This window comes from Nocardioides pymetrozini, from assembly GCF_046058985.1.
GTDB lineage: Bacteria > Actinomycetota > Actinomycetes > Propionibacteriales > Nocardioidaceae > Nocardioides.
This window is the reverse complement of record NZ_CP175556.1, coordinates 820425-841561: the sequence shown is the minus strand read 5'-3', so window position 1 is coordinate 841561 and position 21137 is coordinate 820425. Positions and strand designations below refer to the sequence as shown.

General features: G+C 73.6%; 18 protein-coding genes. 9 read left to right on the top strand and 9 right to left on the bottom strand.

What is annotated here, in order from left to right; all coding sequences use genetic code 11:
* Positions 1-14: 14 nt before the first annotated feature.
* Together ACJ5H2_RS04100 and ACJ5H2_RS04095 are read right to left on the bottom strand one after the other, a co-directional pair.
* On the bottom strand, positions 15-2015 hold the full coding sequence (locus ACJ5H2_RS04100) for an ATP-dependent DNA helicase (protein WP_408898295.1): 2001 nt from the start codon (positions 2013-2015) through the stop codon (positions 15-17).
* 64 nt (positions 2016-2079) lie between these two features.
* Positions 2080-3249, bottom strand: a complete 1170-nt coding sequence (locus ACJ5H2_RS04095) for an ROK family protein (RefSeq protein WP_408898294.1) — start codon at positions 3247-3249, stop codon at positions 2080-2082.
* Between the two features lie 95 nt (positions 3250-3344).
* Between ACJ5H2_RS04095 and ACJ5H2_RS04090 the strand changes: the two genes are divergently transcribed.
* From ACJ5H2_RS04090 to ACJ5H2_RS04060, 7 genes are all read left to right on the top strand, one after another.
* Positions 3345-4865 carry a sugar ABC transporter ATP-binding protein gene (locus ACJ5H2_RS04090; protein ID WP_408898293.1) on the top strand — a complete coding sequence of 507 codons (1521 nt, stop codon included), beginning with the start codon at positions 3345-3347 and terminating at the stop codon, positions 4863-4865.
* A complete protein-coding gene (locus ACJ5H2_RS04085) occupies positions 4862-5899 on the top strand; it encodes an ABC transporter permease (RefSeq protein ID WP_408898292.1) in 1038 nt (345 codons plus the stop codon). Before ACJ5H2_RS04090 ends, ACJ5H2_RS04085 begins: the two co-directional genes overlap by 4 nt.
* The gene (locus ACJ5H2_RS04080; RefSeq protein WP_408898291.1) at positions 5896-6975 is read left to right on the top strand and encodes an ABC transporter permease; all 1080 of its coding nucleotides are present in this window, start codon (positions 5896-5898) and stop codon (positions 6973-6975) included. The genes ACJ5H2_RS04085 and ACJ5H2_RS04080 overlap by 4 nt, the downstream gene beginning before the upstream one ends.
* On the top strand, positions 6975-8180 hold the full coding sequence (locus ACJ5H2_RS04075) for a substrate-binding domain-containing protein (protein ID WP_408898290.1): 1206 nt from the start codon (positions 6975-6977) through the stop codon (positions 8178-8180). The genes ACJ5H2_RS04080 and ACJ5H2_RS04075 overlap by 1 nt, the downstream gene beginning before the upstream one ends.
* A 67-nt stretch (positions 8181-8247) precedes the next feature.
* Entirely contained in the window at positions 8248-9120 is an 873-nt protein-coding gene (locus ACJ5H2_RS04070) for a sugar phosphate isomerase/epimerase family protein (protein ID WP_408898289.1), read from the top strand.
* On the top strand, positions 9117-10250 hold the full coding sequence (locus ACJ5H2_RS04065; RefSeq protein WP_408898288.1) for a Gfo/Idh/MocA family protein: 1134 nt from the start codon (positions 9117-9119) through the stop codon (positions 10248-10250). Before ACJ5H2_RS04070 ends, ACJ5H2_RS04065 begins: the two co-directional genes overlap by 4 nt.
* Before the next feature lie 10 nt (positions 10251-10260).
* Positions 10261-11271: a sugar phosphate isomerase/epimerase family protein gene (locus ACJ5H2_RS04060; protein WP_408898287.1), complete on the top strand. Its 1011-nt coding sequence runs from the start codon at positions 10261-10263 to the stop codon at positions 11269-11271.
* Between the two features lie 7 nt (positions 11272-11278).
* Here ACJ5H2_RS04060 and ACJ5H2_RS04055 read toward each other — a convergent pair whose 3' ends face one another.
* The 3 genes from ACJ5H2_RS04055 to ACJ5H2_RS04045 form a co-directional block, all read right to left on the bottom strand.
* Positions 11279-11956: an SGNH/GDSL hydrolase family protein gene (locus ACJ5H2_RS04055; RefSeq protein ID WP_408898286.1), complete on the bottom strand. Its 678-nt coding sequence runs from the start codon at positions 11954-11956 to the stop codon at positions 11279-11281.
* Positions 11957-12042: 86 nt separating this feature from the next.
* Positions 12043-13542, bottom strand: coding sequence for a GTPase HflX (gene hflX, locus ACJ5H2_RS04050; protein WP_408898285.1), 1500 nt, complete (start codon positions 13540-13542; stop codon positions 12043-12045).
* Positions 13543-13587: 45 nt separating this feature from the next.
* Positions 13588-15213, bottom strand: a complete 1626-nt coding sequence (locus ACJ5H2_RS04045; RefSeq protein WP_408898284.1) for an alkaline phosphatase D family protein — start codon at positions 15211-15213, stop codon at positions 13588-13590.
* A gap of 125 nt (positions 15214-15338) precedes the next feature.
* On the opposite strand from ACJ5H2_RS04045, the gene ACJ5H2_RS04040 reads away from it, so the two are divergent.
* Positions 15339-15920: a hypothetical protein gene (locus ACJ5H2_RS04040; protein WP_408898283.1), complete on the top strand. Its 582-nt coding sequence runs from the start codon at positions 15339-15341 to the stop codon at positions 15918-15920.
* Between the two features lie 36 nt (positions 15921-15956).
* Here ACJ5H2_RS04040 and ACJ5H2_RS04035 read toward each other — a convergent pair whose 3' ends face one another.
* Positions 15957-16733, bottom strand: a complete 777-nt coding sequence (locus ACJ5H2_RS04035; RefSeq protein WP_408898282.1) for an SDR family NAD(P)-dependent oxidoreductase — start codon at positions 16731-16733, stop codon at positions 15957-15959.
* A gap of 69 nt (positions 16734-16802) precedes the next feature.
* Positions 16803-17642 carry a diaminopimelate epimerase gene (dapF, locus tag ACJ5H2_RS04030; RefSeq protein ID WP_408898281.1) on the bottom strand — a complete coding sequence of 280 codons (840 nt, stop codon included), beginning with the start codon at positions 17640-17642 and terminating at the stop codon, positions 16803-16805.
* 98 nt (positions 17643-17740) lie between these two features.
* Here dapF and ACJ5H2_RS04025 point away from each other — a divergent pair, with 98 nt between their 5' ends.
* On the top strand, positions 17741-18421 hold the full coding sequence (locus ACJ5H2_RS04025; protein ID WP_408898280.1) for a hypothetical protein: 681 nt from the start codon (positions 17741-17743) through the stop codon (positions 18419-18421).
* Here the strand turns inward: ACJ5H2_RS04025 and ACJ5H2_RS04020 are convergent.
* Both ACJ5H2_RS04020 and ggt read right to left on the bottom strand, forming a co-directional pair.
* The gene (locus tag ACJ5H2_RS04020) at positions 18412-19053 is read right to left on the bottom strand and encodes a pyridoxamine 5'-phosphate oxidase family protein (RefSeq protein WP_408898279.1); all 642 of its coding nucleotides are present in this window, start codon (positions 19051-19053) and stop codon (positions 18412-18414) included. The two genes, ACJ5H2_RS04025 and ACJ5H2_RS04020, sit on opposite strands and share 10 nt — an antisense overlap.
* Positions 19050-20912: a gamma-glutamyltransferase gene (ggt, locus tag ACJ5H2_RS04015; protein WP_408898278.1), complete on the bottom strand. Its 1863-nt coding sequence runs from the start codon at positions 20910-20912 to the stop codon at positions 19050-19052. Before ggt ends, ACJ5H2_RS04020 begins: the two co-directional genes overlap by 4 nt.
* Positions 20913-21137 lie beyond the last annotated feature (225 nt).

Genomic DNA, 21137 nt, shown 5'->3' with positions numbered 1-21137 from the left:
CCCGGTCCGGACGCTCAGGCGCCGCGGCCGCTGAGCCGCCCGAGCGCCTGGCGCACCACCGTGGGGTCGCTCGTCGCCCACATCGGCGGCAGGCTGGCCCGGAGGAAGGAGCCGTAGCGCGCCGTCGCCAGCCGGGGGTCGAGCACGGCGACCACGCCGCGGTCCTCGGTGGTGCGGATGAGCCGGCCCGCCCCCTGGGCGAGCAGCAGCGCCGCATGCGTGGCGGCCACCTGCATGAAGCCGTTGCCGCCGGCCTGGTCGGCTGCCTTCTGGCGGGCGCTCATCAGCGGGTCGTCCGGGCGGGGGAACGGGATCCGGTCGATGATCACCAGCTGGCAGGTGTCGCCGGGGACGTCGAGGCCCTGCCACAGGCCGAGCGTGCCGAACAGGCAGGTGTAGGGATCCTCGACGAACTGGCGTGCGAGCTCGGGGAGCTGTGCCTCTCCCTGGGCCAGCGTGGTCAGGTGCGGCAAGGCGGTGCGGACGTGCTCGGCCGCCGTCTGCGCCGCGCGGCGGCTGGAGAAGAGGCCGAGGGTACGGCCGTCGGCCTGGTCGACGAGCTCGGCGATCTCGTCGAGCTGGGCCGGCCCCAGCCCGTCGCGGCCCGGAGGCGGGAGGTGCCGGGCGACGTACAGGATGCCCTGCTTGCGGTAGTCGAACGGACTGCCCACGTCGAGCCCGCGCCAGGGCTGGGCGTCCTCCGGCCACTCGCCGCGGGGCGCCTCGGGCGCCACCCGCTCGGAGGGCTTGAGGCCCACCGAGCCCGCCACGGTCGCGAAGTCGCCACCGAGCATGAGCGTGGCCGAGGTCATCACGACGGTGTTGTCGGCGAGCAGCTTGTCGCGCATCTGGCCCCAGACCTGGAGCGGGGCGATGCACAGCGTCGGCGGGATCCGGTCGGTGCCCTCGGTGCGCCAGAGCACGTCGGCCTCGGAGTTGGCGGCCATCCGCTCGGCGGTGGCGAAGACCTCCTGGACCATCCCCTTGGCCTGGGTCATCGCGGCGTCGGGCTCGCTGCCGGCCTCGGCCTTCGGGAACGCGCCGGCGCACGCGCGCGCGGCGTCGCGGACCAGCACGAGCGCGTCGGCGAGGGCCTCCGGCACGGTCTCGAAGCGCCCCGCAGGCGCGTCGGTGATCGCGGCGCGCAGCGCGTCGGCGGCGTCGGCGAGCTCCTCGGCCTCGTCCCCCTCGACGTGGCGGATGCTGCGGCGCGCGGCCCGCTCCACCTCGGCGGCCCACAGCTCGTCGGTGGCGGCCTGGGTGACCCGAGCGGCCAGCTCGTGGGCCTCGTCGATGACCACCGCGTCGTACTCCGGGATCATCGGGATGCCCTCGATCGCGTCGATGGCGAGCAGGGAGTGGTTGGTGACCACGAGGTGCGACTTCTGTGCCTTCTCCTTGGCCCGCTCGGCGAAGCACTCCTCCCCGAACGGGCACTTGCTCGCGCCGACGCACTCGCGCGCCGTCACGCTGACCTGGCGCCACTCCTTGTCGGTGTGGCGCGGCGCGTCGTCGCGCTCGCCGGTCCCGCGGTCCTCGGCGGCCCTCTCGGCCCAGGCGCGCAGCTCGAGCACCGTGCGGCCCATCGCACCGAGTGCGTCCTCCGCCTGGATCAGCTCGCCCTGGTCGTCGGGCGCCCCCTCGCGGATGCGGTGCAGGCAGGCGTAGTTGGAGCGCCCCTTGAGCACGGCGAAGGACGCGTCGACACCGGGCACGGTGCCGACCGCCCTGACCAGGCGCGGCAGGTCGCGCTCGACGAGCTGGTGCTGCAGGGCGAGGGTCGCGGTCGCGATCACGACCCGCTGGTCGTGCAGCAGTGCGGGCACGAGATAGCCGAGCGACTTGCCCGTGCCCGTCCCGGCCTGGACCAGGAGGTGCTGCTTGTCGGCGAAGGCGCCGGCAACGGCCTCGGCCATCGCGACCTGGCCGTCGCGCTGCTGGCCACCGAGGGCCGCCACGGCGGTCGCGAGCAGGTCCCGGACCGGAGAGGCCTGGTCGGTGGCAGCGGTGGTCACCGGAGCACCCTAGATGGTCGCGCCGACCGCGTCCGGGGCGCCTCCACAGGGGCGGCGCCGCGCGCTACGGCGCGAGGCGCACGGCCTGCTCCTCGACCTCGCGGTCGATCGACCCGGGCGAGAGCACGTGGCCGATCGCGAGGGCCGCGGCGCCGATCACGCCGGCACGCTCACCGGCCCGCGACGTCGTGATGTGCAGGTGCTCGGTCGCCAGGGGCAGGGAGCGCTGGTAGACGACCTCGCGGATCCCGGCCAGGAGACCCTCCCCCGCCGCGGCCAGGGCGCCGCCGATCACGATCACCGAGGGGTTGACCAGGTTGACCAGGGCCGCGACGACCTCGCCGAGGTCGCGTCCGCCCTGGCGCACGGCCTGGACCGCGGCCTGGTCGCCGGCCCGCACCAGCGTCACGACATCGTGGTCGTCGGCGACGGGGACGCCCGCCGCCCGCAGGGCGCGCGCCAGCGCCGGGACCGCGGCGATGGCCTCGAGGCAGCCCTGGTTGCCGCACCGGCAGGTCACGTCCGCGCCCCGGGCGACATGGATGTGGCCCAGGTCGCCCGCGGTGCCCTGGGCTCCGCGCTGCAGGGTCCCGCCGGAGATGATGCCGGCGCCGATGCCGGTGCCGACCTTGACGAAGACCAGGTCGGTGACCTCGCGCAGGTGCGAGTGCTGCTCGCCGAGAGCCATGATGTTGACGTCGTTGTCCACCAGCACGGGGACGTCGAGCACCCGCTGCAGGTGGCCGGGCACGTCGTACCTGTCCCAGCCGGGCATGATCGGCGGGTTGATCGCGCGTCCCGTCGAGTGCTCGACCGGCCCCGGCAGTCCCACGCCGATGGCGGCCAGCTCGCCGACCTCGCGCCGCTGCTCGGCGAGGAGCGCCGTCGCGGTGTCCTGCACCCAGCCGAGCACCCGCTCCGGACCGTCCGCGATGTCGATCGGCTCGCCCCGCTCGGCGAGGATCCGACCGTCGAGATCGGCGACCGCGGCCCGGGCGTGGCTGGCGCCGAGGTCCACCCCGACGACCACCCGGGCACCCGGGTTGAAGGCGAGCAGGGCCGGCGGGCGACCACCGGTGGACACCCCGCCCACCGGTACGACGAGACCGAGCCGCAACAGCACGTCGAGACGCGCGGAGATGGTCGAGCGGGCCAGACCGGTGGTCGCGGCGAGCTCGGCCCGGGTGCGCGGGCGGCCGTCCCGGAGGAGCTCGAACACGTCGCTGGGCCGCACCCGCCGCAGTCAACCACGGCGGGCTTTCACACGTCCAGCACGCAACTTTTGCCGGGCTCTCGACAGAAGTACGTGACCCATGCCACAGTGACGCCGTGCCGCCGAACGTGCAGACCCTCCGGGACGACGCGCCGGTCGTCCTGCGCGCCCGCTCCGTCACCAAGGCGTTCGTCGGGCACACCGTCCTGGCCGACGTCGACCTCGAGCTGCGGGCCGGGCAGGTCCACGGCCTGGTCGGCGAGAACGGCGCGGGCAAGTCGACGCTGATGAAGATCCTGGCCGGGGTCCACGCGGCCGACCGCGGCACCGTGGAGCTCGACGGTCGGTCGGTCGCCTTCCACCACCCGCTCCAGGCCCAGCAGGCCGGGATCTCGACGGTCTTCCAGGAGTTCAACCTCCTCCCGGAGCGGACCGTGGCCGAGAACGTCTGGCTGGGCCGGGAGCCCCGGCGCCGCGGACTGGTCGACGTCGAGCGGATGAACCGCGACACCGCCGCCCTGCTCGCCGACCTCGGCGTGACCGGCCTCCGCCCGCAGCAGCGGGTCCGCACCCTGTCGGTCGCCGAGCAGCAGGTCGTCGAGATCGCCAAGGCGGTCAGCTTCGACGCCCGCATCATCTCCATGGACGAGCCGACCGCCGCCCTGGCCGACCACGAGGTGAGCCTGCTCTACGCCATCATCCGTGGCCTCACGGCGCGCGGCGTCGCCATCCTCTACGTCTCGCACCGGCTCAAGGAGATCTTCGACCTCTGCGACACGATCACCGTCCTCAAGGACGGCCGCCAGGTCGCCACCCGGCCCGCCGGCGAGCTCGACGACGCCGAGCTCGTACGGCTGATGGTCGGACGCGAGATGTCGGCGTTCTTCCCACCGCCGGCGCCCGGGACCGCGCCCGGCGAGGTGCTCCTGGAGCTGCGCGGCGCCGGCAACGGGTACGTCGACGGCGTCGACCTCGCCCTGCGGGCCGGCGAGATCGTCGGGATCTCCGGGCTGCAGGGCTCGGGCCGCACCGAGCTGCTGGAGGGGATCTTCGGGGTGCAGCCGCTGACGCGCGGGGAGCTGCGGGTCGCCGGCCGGCCGGTGCGCATCCGCTCACCGCGAGCCGCCGTGCGCGCCGGTCTCGCCCTGGTCACGGAGGACCGCAAGGCCACCGGCCTCGCCCTCGACCTGTCGATCCTCGACAACGCTCTCGGCGCGGTCCGCGCGGCCTTCCCGAGCCGGACCGGCCCCGCCCGGCGCGAGATCCCCGGCCTGCTCTCGAACCTCGAGGTGGCGGCCCGGTCGCTGGACCAGGAGGTGCAGTTCCTGTCGGGCGGGAACCAGCAGAAGGTCGTGCTGGCGCGCTGGCTGGCCACCCGCCCGCGCGTCGTCCTGATGGACGAGCCGACCCGCGGCATCGACGTCGGCGCCAAGCACGCGATCTACGAGCTGATGCGGGTCCTCGCCGCGGAAGGAGTGGCCGTCCTCATGGTGTCCAGCGAGCTGCCGGAGGTCATCGGCATGGCCGACCGGATCCTCGTGATGCGCGACGGCCTCGTGGCCGGTGAGCTCCCGCCCGGCTCCTCGGAGGAGGCGGTGCTGGCCCTGGCCACCGGCGCCGCGGAGGCGCGCCGATGAGCGACGTGACCCGCCCCGGCCTCCGCGGTCGCGCCGGCGCCCTGACCTCGACGGGCATCGTGCTCGCCGTCCTGGTCGCGGCCGTCGTCCTCGGCACGGTCCTCACCGGCATCGAAGGGCGCAACTTCTTCAGCACCGGCAACCTGCGCGACATCCTCACCGCGACCAGCGTGCTCGGCTTCATCGCGATCGGCCAGACCCTGGTCATCCTCGGCGGCAGCCTCGACCTCTCGGTGCCCTTCGTCGCCAGCCTCACCGGCGTCGTCGCCGGCGGGGTGATGGCAGGCGAGTCCGGCCAGGTGGTGCCCGGCGTCCTGGCCGGCGTCGCGCTCGCGGCGGCGATCGGCCTCGTGAACGGCCTGGTGGTCAGCGTCCTGAAGGTGCACGGCTTCATTGCCACCCTCGGCATGGGATTGGTCATCGGCGGATACATCGCCAGCACCTACCAGGGCAACCACGGCTCCGCCCCGCGGTCCTTCCGGATGGTCGGCATCTCCTTCGTCGGCCCGATCCCGGTGTCCACGCTGATCATGCTCGGCTGCGCCCTGCTCGCGATCGTGCTGCTCCGCCGGACCCGCCTGGGCCATCACCTGTACGCCGTGGGCGGCAACCCCGAGGTCGCCCGGCTCTCCGGCGTGCGGACCGCCGTACCCGTGATCGTCGCGCACGTCGTGTGCTCGGTCCTGGCGGGCTTCGCTGGCCTGCTCCTGCTGGCCCGCCTCTCCGTCGGCAACCCGACCATCGGCAGCCAGGGCCAGTACGACCTGATGTCGATCGCGGCGGTCGTCCTCGGCGGCACCGTCCTCGCCGGCGGAAAGGGCAACATCACCGGCACGCTCGCCGGCGTCGCGATCTTCGCCGTCATGGACAACGTCATGGCCGTGATGGAGACCGACCCCTTCCTGCGCAACGTGGTCCGCGGCGTCGTGATCGTCGCCGCCGTGGCGGTCTACTCCCGGCGCTCCGTCGGGCGCCGGCCCGCACGCTTCGAACGCCCCGGCGTCCTCGACGCCGCCCTCCAGGAGGCCCCATGAGCGAGCACGCGAGCGCCCTCCCCCGCCACGCCCACGGCCTCGCGGGCCGGGCGGCGGCCAGCATCAGCACGCCGGGTGGCGCGGTGTTCGTCCTGGTGCTGGCACTGCTGGTCGCCACGATCGTGGCCAACCCCAACTTCGGCGACCCCGGCGTGCTCGTCCGCTTCCTCGGCCGCACGGCGCCGATCGCGATCGCCGCCATCGGTCAGTACTACGTGATCGTCTCGGGCGAGTTCGACCTGTCGATGGCCGCCGTCATCGCCGCCCAGGTCGTGGTCGCGGGCAACTACATCGGGGACGACACCGGCCGCAACGCGATCGGCCTGGTCCTGATGCTGGCCCTCGGTGCCTTCATCGGCCTGCTCAACGGACTGGCCACGACGCTCCTGCAGGTGCCGAGCTTCATCGTCACGCTGGCGATGATGCTGGCCCTCACCGGGCTGGTGCGCTATCTCTCGGGCGGGGCCGCGGACGCCCCGCCGAACGACGACTTCCGCGAGATCGGTCGCGGGACGGTGGACGGCATCCCCGTCATCGACGTGATCCCCTATCCCCTCATCGTCCTCGCCGTGCTCAGCGCCCTCGCGGTGTGGCTGATGCGCCGCCCCTTCGGCCGCACCCTGCTCGCCGTCGGCGACAACCCGGCCGCCGCACACGTGTCCGGCGCGCGGGTGTGGTGGGTCAAGACCCGCGCCTTCATCCTGTCGTCGCTGGCCGCCACCGTCGCCGGCATCCTGCTCGTGGGGTACGCCGGCGTGCACCCGACCGTCGGCGACGGCTACGAGTTCTCGGCGATCACGGCCGTCGTCCTCGGCGGCGTCGTGCTCGGCGGCGGGCGCGGCTGGGTCCTGTCGGCCGTCGCGGGCGCCTTCGCCATCGAGCTGCTGTTCACCCTGCTCACCGTCCTCGACGTCGACGCCACGTGGCGGGACACGGTGCGCGGCGTGATCATCATCGCCGCCGTCGCGTTCGCCGCCCGGGCGTGGACCCTCGGCCGCCGCACCACACCCCGGACCACCGACCTCTCGGGTCCCCCCACCGAGCCCACCCCGGGCACCAACACAGGAGGCAATTGATGCGCAGAACCCAGCTCAAGGGCGTGCTCGCCGGGGCGGCCGTGCTCGCGGTGCTCACGGCCTGCTCCACCGACGACTCGGGCAGCGACCCCGACACCGACAGCCCGTCGGCGGGCGGCTCGGACAGCGAGTGGTTCGTCCAGGCCGACTTCGACCAGCAGCGCGAGCAGATGGACGCCACCTTCGAGGGCGACCCGAAGCAGCCCTACCTGCAGTACATCGACGGTCCGATGACGGACACGGCGCAGTGGAAGACCGACCAGCCGATGAAGGCCTGCTTCGCCAACGCGTCGATCTCCAACCCGTGGCGGCAGACCGGCTGGATCACCATGAACCAGCAGCTGAAGGTGCTCCAGGAGAGCGGCGTGATCTCCACGATGGAGACGCGCGACGCCGGTGACGACGACAACAAGCAGATCGCCGACATCGACTACTTCATCTCCGAGGGCAACTGCGACGCGTTCATCATCTCGCCGAACTCGACGGCCGCGCTCACGCCCGCGGTCGAGCGCGCCTGCGAGACCGGCAAGCCGGTCGTGGTCTTCGACCGCGGCGTCGAGACCGACTGCGCGACGACCTTCATCCACCCGATCGGCGGCTACGCCTGGGGCATCGCCACCGCCGAGTTCCTCGCCGAGAACCTCGAGGAGGGCGACCGGGTCGTGGCGCTGCGCATCCTCCCGGGCGTCGACGTCCTGGAGACGCGCTGGGCCGCGGCGAAGAAGATCTTCGACGAGGAGGGCATCGAGGCGGTCGACTACTTCACCGACGCCAACCCGGAGAAGATCAAGAGCATCGTCACGGACGAGCTCACCAAGGGCGACGTCAAGGGCATCTGGATGGACGCCGGCGACGGCTCGGTCGCGGCGCTGGAGGCGTTCGAGGACGCCGGCATGGACTATCCCGTGATGACCGGCGAGGACGAGATGAGCTTCCTGCGCAAGTGGGAGGAGACCGGGCTGACCGGCCTCGCGCCGGTGTACTCCAACTTCCAGTGGCGCACCCCGCTGCTGGCGCTGGAGCGGATCGCGAAGGGCGAGCAGGTGCCGGCGGAGTGGGTGCTGCCGCAGGAGCCGATCACCGAGGACGAGCGTGCCGACTACCTCGAGGCCAACGAGGGCATGCCCGACGGTCACTACGCGAAGTTCGGCGGCGAGGACCTGCCCGGCTATCCCCAGGTCTGGCAGGACCGCCAGATCCCGTAGGGACGCGGCCGGTGGTCGAGGCGCCCCTCGGCCACCGGCAACCCCTCCTCCTGAAGAAAGGCACTCCATGAGAGCCCTCGGCGTCAACACCTGGGTGTGGACCTCCCCGCTCACCGACGCCCGCCTTCCCGAGCTGCTGCGCCATGTCGCCGAGCTGGGCTTCGACGCCGTCGAGCTGCCGCTGGAGAGTCCCGGCGACCTGGACGGCCCGGCGACGGCGGCAGCGCTGGCGGCGACCGGCCTGACGCCGTACGTCGTGGGGGCGATGGCGCCCGGGCGCGACCTGGTCGCGGCTCCCGCCGCGACGGTGAGCGCGACCCAGGACTACCTGCGCGCCTGCGTGGACTTCGCCGCCGCGATCGGTGCCGGCTCGGTCTGCGGGCCGTTCTACGCCGCGACCGGCCGGACCTGGCGGATGACGCCCGCACAGCGCGCGGAGGCGTACGACGAGTGGCGCGGCCATCTCGCGCCCGTCGTCGACCACGCCGCCGCCCGCGGCGTACGGATCGGCATCGAGCCGCTCAACCGCTACGAGACCTCCCTGGTCAACACCGTCGACCAGGCGCTGGAGGCGCTGGGTCCGCTGCTCGGGCCCCACCTGGGCCTCGCGCTGGACACCTACCACCTCAACATCGAGGAGCGCTCGAGCGCAGACGCGGTGCGCCGCGCGGGCCGGAGCCTGCTGCACCTCCAGGTGTGCGGGAGCGACCGCGGTGCTCCCGGCGGCGACCAGACTGACTGGCCCGCGCTGCTCGCGGCGCTCGACGAGGTCGGCTACGAAGGCCCGCTGACCATCGAGAGCTTCACCCCCGACAACGCGGCGATCGCCGTCGCGGCCTCCGTGTGGCGGCCGCTGGCGGCCTCGCCCGACGACCTCGCGCGCGACGGGCTGGCGTTCCTGCGCGCCGCGACCGCGAGCTCCGCGGGGGCGGCGCGATGAGCCGGCCGCTCGGGGTGGCCGTCATCGGCTACTCCTTCATGGGCAAGGCCCACTCCAACGCGTGGCGCAACGTCGGCGCCTTCTTCCCGCAGACGCCGCCCGTGCGCCAGCAGGTCCTGGTCGGGCGCGACGCCGAGGCCGTCCGGGCCGCGGCGGACCGCTACGGCTGGCAGGACAGCGCGACCGACTGGCGCGCGGCGATCGCCCGCGACGACGTCGACATCGTCGACGTCTGCACGCCCGGCGACAGCCACGCGGAGATCGCGCTCGCGGCCCTCGCCGCCGGCAAGCACGTCCTGGTGGAGAAGCCGCTGGCGAACAGCGTCCCCGAGGCGGAGCAGCTGGTCGCCGCGGCGGCGAGCGCCGCGGAGCGGGGCGTGCGCAGCGCCGTCGGCTTCAACTACCGCCGGGTGCCGGCGCTCGCCCTGGCCCGGGGCCTGGTCGCCGAGGGACGCATCGGCCGGGTGCGGCAGGTCCGCGCGTCGTATCTCCAGGACTGGCTCGCCGACCCGGCCGCCCCGATGAGCTGGCGGCTGCGCCGGGAGTCGGCGGGGAGCGGCGTCCTCGGGGACCTCGGCTCGCACGTCGTCGACCTCGTCCAGCACCTGCTCGACGACCCGGTCGTCGCGGCCAGCGGCCGGCTGCGCACCTTCGTTCCCACCCGGACCGGTCCGGCCGGACCGGAGCCCGTGACGGTCGACGACGCCGCGTGGGCCACCCTCGAGACCCGGGGCGGCCGGATCGCCAGCGTCGAGGTGAGCCGGGTCGCGACCGGCCGCAAGAACGGCCTCACCCTGGAGCTGTACGGCGACGCCGGCGCGCTCACGTTCGAGCTCGAGCGGCTCAACGAGCTGCACCTCCACGACGGCCTCGGCGGACCGTCGTCCGGCTTCCGACGGATCGTCGTCACCGAGCCGGAGCACCCGTCCCTGCACGCATGGTGGCCGCCGGGGCACGTCCTCGGGTGGGACCACACCTTCACCATCCAGGCCGCGGAGCTGCTCGAGGCGGTCGCGGCCGGCACCGACCCCCGGCCCTCCTTCGCCGACGGCCTCGGCGTCCAGCGCGTGCTGGACGCGATCGAGCGCTCGGCGCACGAGGATGGCCGGACACAGACGATCCACGAGTGACGGAGGACTGATGGGCAAGCGCTTCACCCTGTTCACGGGACAGTGGGTCGACCTGACGCTCGAGGAGGTGGCCTCGCTCGCGGCGCGGTGGGGCTACGACGGCCTGGAGATCGCGGTCTCCGGCGAGCACCTCGACGCCTGGCGGGTCGACGAGCCCGGCTACGTCGAGGGCCGCCTCGAGATCCTGCGCCGGCACGGGCTCGGCTGCTGGGCGATCTCCAACCACCTCACGGGACAGGCCGTCTGCGACGACCCGATCGACTTCCGCCACCAGGCGATCGTCCGCGAGCGGGTCTGGGGCGACGGCGACCCCGAGGGGGTGCGGCAGCGCGCCGCCGAGGAGATGCGCCTGACCGCGCGGCTCGCGCAGGCGATGGGGGTGGAGGTCGTCGTCGGCTTCACCGGCTCCTCGATCTGGCCCTATCTCGCGATGTTCCCGCCGGTGCCCGCCGAGCGCATCGACGCCGGCTACCGCGACTTCGCGGAGCGCTGGCACCCGATCCTCGACGAGTTCGCGCAGTGCGGCGTGCGCTTCGCCCACGAGGTGCACCCCTCGGAGATCGCCTACGACCACTGGTCCACCGTCCGCGCCCTCGAGGCGATCGAGCACCGGCCCGAGTTCGGGCTCAACTGGGACCCGAGCCACATGCTCTGGCAGGACCTCGACCCGGTCGCCTTCATCACCGACTTCGCGGACCGGATCTACCACGTCGACTGCAAGGACACCCGGCTGCGGCTGGGCGGCGGTCGCAACGGCCGGCTCTCCTCGCACCTGCCCTGGGGCGACCCGCGCCGCGGCTGGGACTTCGTCTCCACCGGCCGCGGCGAGGTCCCGTGGGAGGACTCCTTCCGCGCCCTGGCCGCGATCAGGTACGACGGCCCGATCTCCGTGGAGTGGGAGGACGCCCGGATGGACCGCCTGCAGGGCGCACCGGAGGCGCTCGCGTTCCTGCGCCGCTTCGACTACGACCCGCCGGGCGCGGCCTTCGACGCGGCGTTCAGCAAGCAGAGCGAGGGCTGAGCCCGCCTCAGCTCCCGAGCAGGCCGCGCACCCGGTCCGCGACCCGGTCGCCGAAGACGCGGTGTCCCGCGGGGTCCGGGTGCAGCGCGTCGTCGAGATAGCTGAGCTCGACGTCGAGCATCGAGAGGTACGCCGCACCGTGGGCCGCGGCGAGCCGGGACAGGCCGGCGTCGACCGCGGCCACGTCGGCGTACGGCAGGAGCGGCGCGGGCGGCGGTCCGACGACGAGCACCCGGCGTCCGGCCAGGGCGTCCATCAGCCGCTCGAACCCGGCCGCCAGGTCCGCCGCGGGCTGGTCCGCGTCGTTCAGGCCGCCCTCGACCACCACCAGGTCGGCCCGCGCCACCGCGGCCGCGGTCCGCGCGCGGGTCGCGTAGGCGACGTCGCCGCAGCCGCTCGCGCCGCGGCTGAAGCCGCTGCCGGAGAAGCCGTCGACCCGGACCCGGCCGGGCAGGCGGACCGGCCACGACTCGCTCGGCAGCACGCCCGCGCCGACCGAGTAGGAGTCGCCGATCACCAGCACCTGGGCACCGGACCCGGTCACGAGGGCTCGGCGCTCCCGGGCCTGCTCGCCCTTCACCGCGCACGGGTCCGCCCGGGCGCCGGCGCGCGCCAGCAGCGTCGTGCTCACCGCGACGGAGAGCACGAGGGCGAGGAGTCCGAGGAGGAGACGGCGCCGAGTCACGACCGGATCATCCGTCGTCGCCCGGGTTCCGTCAGGCGAATGGCGAAAATGTGACGCAGCGCCCCGTCGGCCGATCCCCTCAGGGCTCAGACCGCGTACGCCGCGAGCTCGCTCGCCAGCGCCTCGGTGGCGCGGCCGGTCACGCGGGTGCCCTCCGCGGTGTGCTCGAGCGTGCCGATCTCGCCGTCCTTGTGGATCCGGTCGATCAGGTCCCCGCGCGCATAGGGCACGAGCGCGGTGAACTCGACCCGCGGCCGCGGCAGCTCGGCCTCCACGGCGGCGATCGCCTCGGCGATCCCCTCGCCGGTGCGGGCGGACACGGCGACCGCGTGCCGCTCGCGGCGCAGCACCCGGTCGACCACGACCGGGTCGGCGGCGTCGACCTTGTTGACCACGACCAGCTCGGGGACATGGGTCGCGTCGATCTCGGCGAGCACCGCCCGCACCGCGGCCAGCTGGCCCTCGGGGTCGGGGTGCGAGCCGTCGACGACGTGGACGACCAGGTCGGCGTCGGCCACCTCCTCCAGGGTCGAGCGGAAGGCCTCCACGAGCTGGTGCGGGAGGTGCCGGACGAAGCCGACGGTGTCGCTCATGGTGTAGACGCGGCCGTCCGCCGTCGCCGTACGCCGGGTGGTGGGGTCGAGGGTCGCGAACAGCGCGTCCTCGACCAGCACGCCGGCCCCGGTCAGGCGGTTGAGGAGCGAGGACTTGCCGGCGTTGGTGTAGCCGGCGATCGCGACGGAGGGGATCTCGTTGCGACGGCGCTCCTGGCGCTTGGTGTCGCGGGTCCCCTTCATGGCCTTGAGCTCGCGGCGCAGCTTGGCGATCTTGTCGTTGATCCGGCGGCGGTCGGTCTCGATCTTCGTCTCACCGGGACCACGGCCACCGATGCCCTCTCCGCCGGCGGCGCGGCCACCGGCCTGGCGGGAGAGGTTGCCACCCCAGCCGCGGAGCCGCTGCTTCATGTAGTTGAGCTGCGCGAGCTCGACCTGGGCCTGGCCCTCCTTGGACTTCGCGTGCTGCGCGAAGATGTCGAGGATGAGCGCGGTCCGGTCGACGACCTTGACCTTGACCCGGTCCTCCAGGTTGCGCAGCTGGGAGGGCGCGAGCTCGCCGTCGCAGATCACGGTGTCGGCGCCGGTGGCCTGCACGATCTCGCGCAGGGCGTCCACCTTGCCGCGACCGATGTACGTCGCGGGGTCGGGAGACTGCCGCCGCTGGTAGATCGCCTCGAGGACCTCCGAGCCGGCCGTCTCCGCGAGCAGCGCGAGCTCGGCCATCGCGTTCTCGATGTCGGCCAGCGTGCCCTCGGTCCACACGCCGACGAGCACGACGCGCTCCAGGCGGAGCTGGCGGTACTCGACCTCGGAGATGTCCTCGAGCTCGGTGCGCAGGCCGGCGACCCGGCGCAGCTCGTGGCGCTCGACCAGGTCGAGGTCGCCGGTGGTCAGGTCCGGATCGGGCTCGTCGGCATAGCCGGACTCGAAATCGTCTGGCCCGTCGTCGAGCTCGGTGTCGGGGTCGTCCCAGCCCTCGGTGGCTCGCAGGGCGGCGGCGAGGGAGAAGTCTTCAGCATGGTTCGTCATAGGCGTCATCAAGAGTAACGACGCGGGCCGCTGGATGCTTCCCGATTACCGGCCTCGTCCCCCGACCGGCTCCGGCTCGAGCGCGCGCTCCCACAGGACCGTGCCGGCGCCGTCGTACAGGCGCACGGTGAGCAGGCCGGAGGCGGCGATGTCGAGGTGGCCGAAGTACTGGTTGGTGGGGTGCGGGGCGACGTCGAGCCGGCCCACCTCGGACTCGCCCTGCGAGAAGACGACCTCGGGGCCGAAGGTCCGGTCGAGCTCGTCGTCCTTGAGCCAGAACGGCGAGGAGGCCACCGGCCCGGAGACGAACTCCCAGAAGGGGTCGAAGTCGGTGAACGACGCGCGCTCGGGGGTGTAGCGGTGGGCGGCGGTGTAGTGCACGTCGCCCGTGATCCAGACGACGTTGCGGACCCGGTGGCGCCGGAGCGCGGACAGGATCCGGGCGAGCTCCGGCTCGCGGCCGATCGGCCGGCCGCCGTCCTTGTTGGCGTAGCCGTCGAGGTCGGTGACCCGGTTCGTCGGCGCCGACAGGGGCATGTCCGCGCAGACCACCTTCCAGGTCGCCGTGGAGGCGCGCAGGCCGCGGACCAGCCACTCCTCCTGGTCCCGGCCGAGGAGCCCGGCCTGCACCCGCTCCGCCGCGACGGCCGGGTCGGTGTCCGGGTTGGGTCCGCGCCAGCTGCGCATATCGAGGCAGAACAGGTCGAGGTGCTGGCCCCGCGGCACGCGGCGGTAGAGCCGCTGGCCGACGAATCCGTCGCCGTCGGCCGGCGCGAGCCGCCGCACGGGCACCGGCTGGTACTCCTGCCACGCCCGTCGCCCCCGGATCGCGAGCACGTCGGCCCGGCGCTCGCTGTAGCGCTCGTCCTCGATGGTCTCCCCCGGCCACCAGTTGTTGCAGGTCTCGTGGTCGTCCCACATCGCGACCGTGGGGACGGCCGCGTAGAAGGCGCGGACGTTGTCGTCGCGCAGCGGGTAGCGATGGCGGCCGCGCAGCTGGTCCAGGGTCTCGGAGACGGCCATGACGTCCTCGGTGAGCTCGTTGCGCCAGGTCGAGCCGTCCGCGAGGTGCACGGTCTCGTCCATCGGCTCGTCGGCGTAGATGGTGTCGCCGACGTGGACGAAGAGGTCGGGCCGGAGGTCCAGCATCGCCCGGTAGGTCGTCAGACCGCCTCGAGCGCGGTCGATCCCCCACCCCTGGCCACAGGTGTCGCCCGACCAGACGACCGACTGGGCGGCGGCGTGGACCGGCGCGGTCGCGAACGTCAGCGACTGCGGCGCGCTGCGCTCCCCGTCGGGCGTCTCGAACCACAACTCGGCGTCGTAGGGCCGGCCGGGCGCGAGGTCGGTGAGGTGGACCCGCGCGGTGAAGTCGGCGCGCTCGTCGGTCCACGGACCGCGGACCAGGCGGCGACGCCGGCCGTCGCTGTGCAGGCGGACCATCATCCGGCTGGGCTGGAGGCCGCGCGACCACAGCACGGCCGAGCTCGTGGTCACCTCCCCGGAGCGGACCCCCGAGGTGAGGTCGCGCCGGCGTTCGACGAACGCCGGGGAGCGACCGAGCATCCCCAGGGCCGGGACCGAGGCGCCGGACAGGCCGGCCACGATCGTCGTACGGCGGCCGACCCGCAGCTCACCGAGGCGGTTCTGGTCGTCCCAGAGCGGCGTCACGTCGGACCACGCAACCGGCTCCCCGCGACGGGGCACTGAGCAGGACGCAGCGCGTCGGTGAACAGCGTGGGACAGAACACGCCGCCCGCCCATAGCGCGGCGGTGGGTCGGCTCGTTGCCCTGGTGTGCGTGCTCTACGGCCGGGGGGCGAGAGCAGGACGTTCGTACTGATCGCCATCGCCTCCGTCATCGTCATCGTCGGTAGCTTCCTCTTCCTGCGACCCCAGTCGCCGGAGAGCGCCATCGACCCCGATGCACGCGACCGCGCCTCGGAGGCGGTGCCGACGGACGTGCCGTCGCCGCAGGACCCCACCACCGCGGCGTCGCCGACGGCGACGTCCACCGGCGCCGGACTGTTCAGTGGTCATCTCAGCGGTCTCGGCGTGCCGCCCGGGCTGCAGGGGGCCGGCGACTACTCACAGCTGCCCAAGCACTCGCTGACCGTGCGCATCTCGACCAAGGGCCAGCTCGGCACGGTCGCCTGGATCATCCCGACCAGCGTCGAGAACCACGAGGGCACCGCCGTGGTGCGCGGGGGCTCCTGGTCGCTGACGACGACCGTGTACGGCAACCCGAACTACGCGGTCGTCTTCGCCCAGCAGGGCCGGGTCGAGGAGCCGGTGACCTGCACGATCACCGTGGACGGCAAGGTGACCGAGCGGCGCTCGACCCAGGGCGCCTACAGCGCGATGTGGTGCGAGGGCTGAGCTCGCCCCCGCACCACCTCCACGTGTGGGAGCGGACTACTTCGGAGGCATCCGGATGCCGCCGTCGACGCGGATGACCTCGCCGTTCATGTAGGAGTTGGTCAGGCACTCGATGACCATGCTCGCCAGCTCGTCCGGGACGCCGAGGCGCTTCGGGAAGAGCACGCTCTCGCCGAGCTTGGCCTTGAAGGCCTCCGCGGCCTCGCCCTCGCCGTAGATCGGGGTGTCGATCAGTCCCGGGGCGACCGTGTTGAGGCGGATGCCGGCGGCCGCGAGGTCGCGGGCGACGGGCAGGGTCATCCCGACGACGCCGCCCTTGGAGGCGGAGTACGACGCCTGACCGATCTGGCCGTCGAAGGCGGCCACGCTGGCCAGGTTGACGATCGCGCCACGGCAGCCGTCCGCGTCGGGCTCGTTCTGGCTCATCGCGGTCGCGGCCTGGCGGACGACGTCGAAGGTGCCGATCAGGTTGATCGCGATGACCTTGGTGAAGGCTTCGAGCGAGTGGGCCGACTCGAGCTGACCGTCGCGGCCGATGGTCCGCTGCGCCCAGCCGATGCCGGCCGAGTTCACGACCGCGCGGAGCGGCGCGATGTCGGCAGCGGCCTTGACCGCGCCGGCGATCTGCTCGGTGTTGGTGACGTCGACCTGCGCGAACACGCCGCCGATCTCGGAGGCGAGCGCCTCACCCTTGTCGGCCTGGAGGTCGGCGACCACGACGGTCGCACCCTTGGCGGCGAGCTGACGGGCGGCGGCGGCGCCGATGCCCGAGGCGGCGCCGGTGACGATGGCGGAGGATCCGGTGAGTTCCATGGACCGGAGCATAGGGTGCGTCTCGGCACCATGACACGATCGGTGTCAGAGTCAGAGATGCCCGGCCCGTCAGAGCGCGGTGACGCCCTCCGCGACGACCACGGCCGGGCCGGTCATCAGGATCCGGTCCTCGCTGGTCCAGGTGATCCGCAGCGTGCCGCCGGGGAGGTCGACGCGGTACTCGCTGTCCCTCGGGGCGTCGTCGGCCAGCGCGGTGGCGACCATGACCGCGCACGCCCCGGTCCCGCAGGACCGGGTCTCGCCCGACCCGCGCTCGTGGACCCGCATCGCGACGTGGCGCGGCCCCCGGCGTACGACGAACTCGACGTTCACGCCCGCCGGATAGACCTCCGGGTCGTGCGCGGGAGGCTCGGTCAGCGGCCCGACGTCCGCGAGCTCGGCTCCGTCGTCCAGGAACGCGACCGCGTGGGGGTTGCCCATGTCGACGTGCACGGCGGGCCACGACCGGCCCTCGACGGCGACCTTCGTCTCCCCCAGGAGCGCGGGCCGGCCCATGTCGACGGTGATCTCGCCGTCGACATCGCCCTCGGCGAAGGTCAGCACCTTCGTCCCGGCGCGGGTCGCGACCGGGACCGGCCCGCTCGGGTCGACCAGGCCCTGCTGCGCGAGATGCCGGCCGAAGACCCGCACCCCGTTGCCGCACATCTCGGAGACCGAGCCGTCGGCGTTGCGGTAGTCCATGAACCACTCGGCGTCCTGCCCGTCCGCCGCGGCGCCGACCGCCGCCGAGCGCACCACGCGCAGCACTCCGTCGGCGCCGATGCCGGCGCGACGGTCGCACAGCGCCCGCACGCGCGCGGCGTCGAGGTCACCGTGGACGGTGCCGTCCGGGTCCGGCAGCAGGACGAAGTCGTTCTCCGTGCCGTGGCCCTTGAGGAAGGGGTACACGTGCCCAGGGTAGTGCGACCGGGGGTGGACCTCGCGGCCCGCCGGATCAGTCCGCGGACCGACGCGCACGGTGGGGGCGGGCGCCTAGCGTCCGGGCCATGAACCGCACCCTCGCACTCACCACCTCCGCACTGGTCGTGGCCGTCCTGTTCGCCCCCGGCCTGCTCGCCTCCCTGGTCGGCGGGTACGCCGGCGTCGGCGCCCTGCGCGACGCGCTGCCGGATGCCGTCACCGGGTCGTGGCTTCACGGCGACGGGTCGGTGGCGGGCGAGCTGGCCGATGCGGTGTCCTTCTGGGCCACCTTCCACGTGGTCAAGGCACTCGCCGCCGCGCTCCTGCTGGCCGTTCTCGTCGTCGCGGTCCGCCGGGCCCGGCGAGGGCCGGGCCGCGCCGCACTCGTCGCCCTCGCGGCGCTCGCCGCGGTCGTCGCGATCGTGAACGTCCAGGGCGCCGTGGCGCCGCTGTCGTCGCTGCTGTCGATGGTGCCGGCGGGCACGGCGGACGCCGTGCTCGCGGCCGACCGGACGCCGGCCTTCACCGCGCTCGTGCACGACTTCGCGGTGTACCACCTCGCCGTGGCCGTGCTCGCCGGCGGTACGGCGGTCGCCGTGGCCTTCCTCGCCGCGCGGTCCTGGCGTCACGGGCGGCGGGCCGCCGCCGGGTGCGCCACCGCCGCGGTCGCCCTGCTCGCGCTGGTCTCCCTCGCCAACGTCTCGACCGTCGCCGCCCCCGAGCCGGCGCTGCGGGAGTTCCTCGAGGCGACGGCGGCTCAGCGGTAGAGGCGCTCCTCGTAGCTCGATCCGTAGTAGGCATCGAGATCCTCGAGACTGACGTCGGGCCGCTCGAGCCGCTGGGCGAGCACGGCCCGGCGCGGGACCCGCGCCTCCGGCTCCCAGGTCTCGGGCCGCCACAGCTGCGAGCGCAGGAACGCCTTCGCGCAGTGGAAGAACACGGTCTCGATCTCGACCACGATCGCCAGCAGCGGCCGGTGGCCCTTGACCACCATCGCGTCGAAGAAGGGCGCCTCCCTGATCAGCCGGGCGCGGCCGTTGACCCGCAGCGTGTCCCCACGGCCCGGGATCAGGAAGTTCAGTCCGACGTGCGGGTTGACCAGGATGTTGCGGTAGCCGTCCGCGCGCCGGTTGCCCGGCCGCTCGGCGAGCGCGATGGTCGTGTCGTCGAGGACGTGCACCAGCCGGCCGGCGGGGTCGCCCTTCGGCGAGACGTCGCAGCGTCCCTCGGCGTCGGCGGTGGCGAGGGCACAGAAGGGCGAGGCCGCGAGCCAGTCGCGGTCCACGTCGGTGAGCGCGGAGCGCTCCTTGTCGCGGGCCGCGTCGGTGGGCGCGCCGAGCAGCGCGGTCAGGGCGGCGTCGTCGGTGATCTCGGTCCAGCTCGAAGGCTCGCTCGTCACGGGCTCAGCGTAGGCGCGACCACCCCCGCCGATCCTCCACCCCGGCGCGTGGGCTCGGCCACGGCGGTCAGCCGCCCGTCCGGGCCGAGCTCGATCGCGGCGACCGCGCCGATCTCGGCGGCGCTCGAGCCCGGAGGGCCGGCGACGGCGAAGGTGTGGCCGTACGCCGCCAGCGCCGCGCCGTACGCGTCGACGAAGGCCTGCTCGGCGGTCACGTTGGCGGTGTTGCGCTGGGTGGCGCGGGGCGCGGCGACGGCATCAGGCAGGCTCATGCCGAGGTCGAGCCGGTTGAGCAGCACCTGCAGCACCGTGGTGATGATGGTCGAGCCTCCGGGCGAGCCGAGCGCGAGGACGGGACGCCCGTCGCGGAGCACGATCGTCGGCGACATCGAGCTGCGCGGCCGCTTGCCCGGCTCGATCCGGTTCGGGTCCGCGGGGTCGTAGACGGTGGAGAAGTCGGTCAGCTCGTTGTTGAGCAGGAAGCCGCGGTCCGGCACCACGATGCCGGAGCCGCCGGTCTGCTCGATGGTCAGCGTGTAGGCGACGACGTTCCCCCAGCGGTCGGCCGTGGTGAGGTGGGTCGTGGAGATGTTCTCGGTGTCGGCGTCCTCGGCACCCGCGCCGGCGGGCGCGCCGCAGAGCCCGTCGTACGACGTGACGTCGCCGGCGGGCACGGGCTTCGTGGCGGCGGCGTCGGGGTCGATCGCGCAGGCCCGCTCCTTCGCGTAGGTGTCGTCGAGGAGGGGGTCGACCGGGACGTCCACGAAGGCGGGATCACCGACGTACCGGCCGCGGTCGGCGAACGCCAGCGCCGTCGCCTCGAGATAGTGGTGCAGGGTCGCGACCGTGCCGTCGGGGCCGACCTGCTCGAGGATGTTGAGCGCCTCCCCCACGGTGGTGCCGCCGGAGGACGACGGCGCCATGCCGTAGACGTCGAGGTCGCGGTAGCCCACCGAGGTGGGTGCCTGGACCCGCGCCTCGTAGGCCGCGAGGTCCTCCGCGGTCATAGTCCCCGGCGGCACCGGGAGGTCGGTCGCGCCGCTCAGCGGCGGCCGCTGCACCGTGCTCGCCACCTCGGCGCCCAGGGCGCCCTCGTAGAGCCAGTCGACGCCCTTCGCACCGAGCTGGCGGTAGGTGCGGGCGAGGTCCGGGTTGCGGAAGACGGTCCCCGGGCGCGGCACCCCGTCGGCGAGGAAGAGGTCGGTGGAGCTGGTGAAGGTGCGGAAGCGCTCGGCGTTCTCCCTGGTCTGCAGCGCGAAGGTGTCGTCGACGACGAAGCCGCGCTGGGCCAGCCGCGCGGCGGGCCGGAGCGCCTCGGCCAGCGACAGGCTCCCCCAGCGGTCCAGCGCCGCCTGCCAGGTGGCGGGGGTGCCCGGGACGCCGACCGACACGCCGCTGGTGACCAGGTCCGGGCTGAACGGGTAGGGCTTCCCGGTCGCCGGGTCGATGAAGGCGTCCGGCTCGATCCCCGCCGGGGCGGTCTCGCGGCCGTCGATGGTCTCGACCTCACCCGTCCCGGCGTCGTAGTGGACGAGATAGCCGCCGCCCCCGATCCCCGCGCTGTAGGGCTCGGTGACGCCCAGCGCGGCCGCGGTGGCGACGGCCGCGTCGACGGCGTTCCCGCCCCGGCGCAGGACCTCCAGGCCCACCGCGGTCGCGTCGGGGTCGACCGAGCTGACCGCGCCGCCGTACCCCACCGCTGTCGGCACCTTGGGCGGCGGCTCCGGGCTCGGCTTCGCGGCGGCCGGAGCCCCCGGCGCGGCGACGCCCAGGGTTGCGGCGACGGTCGAGGCGACCAGGACGGCGAGGGTACGACGCACGATGTCCTCCCGAGAGAAGTGGACCGGTCCCTCCACCATCCCCCCACTGTCAACCCCGCCCCACCGCTGGTTGAGGTGCGAGGAGCGCCAGCGACGAGCCACTCCGCTGGTTGAGGTGCGAGGAGCGCCAGCGACGAGCCTCGAAACCCCCGGCCCCGCGGGTTGAGGTGCGAGGAGCGCCAGCGACGAGCCTCGAAACCCCCGGCCCCGCGCGCTCCCGTCCACAGCCCAGACCGCCCATGGTTTGCCCGCAGGACGTGCGCG

Excerpts from the sequence above, each read along its gene's own strand:
- ACJ5H2_RS04085 (WP_408898292.1), top strand. The coding sequence starts at position 4,862 with ATGAGCGACGTGACCCGCCCCGGCCTCCGCGGTCGCGCCGGCGCCCTG.
- ACJ5H2_RS04080 (WP_408898291.1), top strand. The coding sequence starts at position 5,896 with ATGAGCGAGCACGCGAGCGCCCTCCCCCGCCACGCCCACGGCCTCGCG.
- ACJ5H2_RS04075 (WP_408898290.1), top strand. The coding sequence starts at position 6,975 with ATGCGCAGAACCCAGCTCAAGGGCGTGCTCGCCGGGGCGGCCGTGCTC.
- ACJ5H2_RS04070 (WP_408898289.1), top strand. The coding sequence starts at position 8,248 with ATGAGAGCCCTCGGCGTCAACACCTGGGTGTGGACCTCCCCGCTCACC.
- ACJ5H2_RS04065 (WP_408898288.1), top strand. The coding sequence starts at position 9,117 with ATGAGCCGGCCGCTCGGGGTGGCCGTCATCGGCTACTCCTTCATGGGC.
- ACJ5H2_RS04060 (WP_408898287.1), top strand. The coding sequence starts at position 10,261 with ATGGGCAAGCGCTTCACCCTGTTCACGGGACAGTGGGTCGACCTGACG.
- hflX (WP_408898285.1), bottom strand. The coding sequence starts at position 13,542 with ATGACGAACCATGCTGAAGACTTCTCCCTCGCCGCCGCCCTGCGAGCC.
- ACJ5H2_RS04035 (WP_408898282.1), bottom strand. The coding sequence starts at position 16,733 with ATGGAACTCACCGGATCCTCCGCCATCGTCACCGGCGCCGCCTCGGGC.
- ACJ5H2_RS04025 (WP_408898280.1), top strand. The coding sequence starts at position 17,741 with ATGAACCGCACCCTCGCACTCACCACCTCCGCACTGGTCGTGGCCGTC.
- ggt (WP_408898278.1), bottom strand. The coding sequence starts at position 20,912 with ATGGTGGAGGGACCGGTCCACTTCTCTCGGGAGGACATCGTGCGTCGT.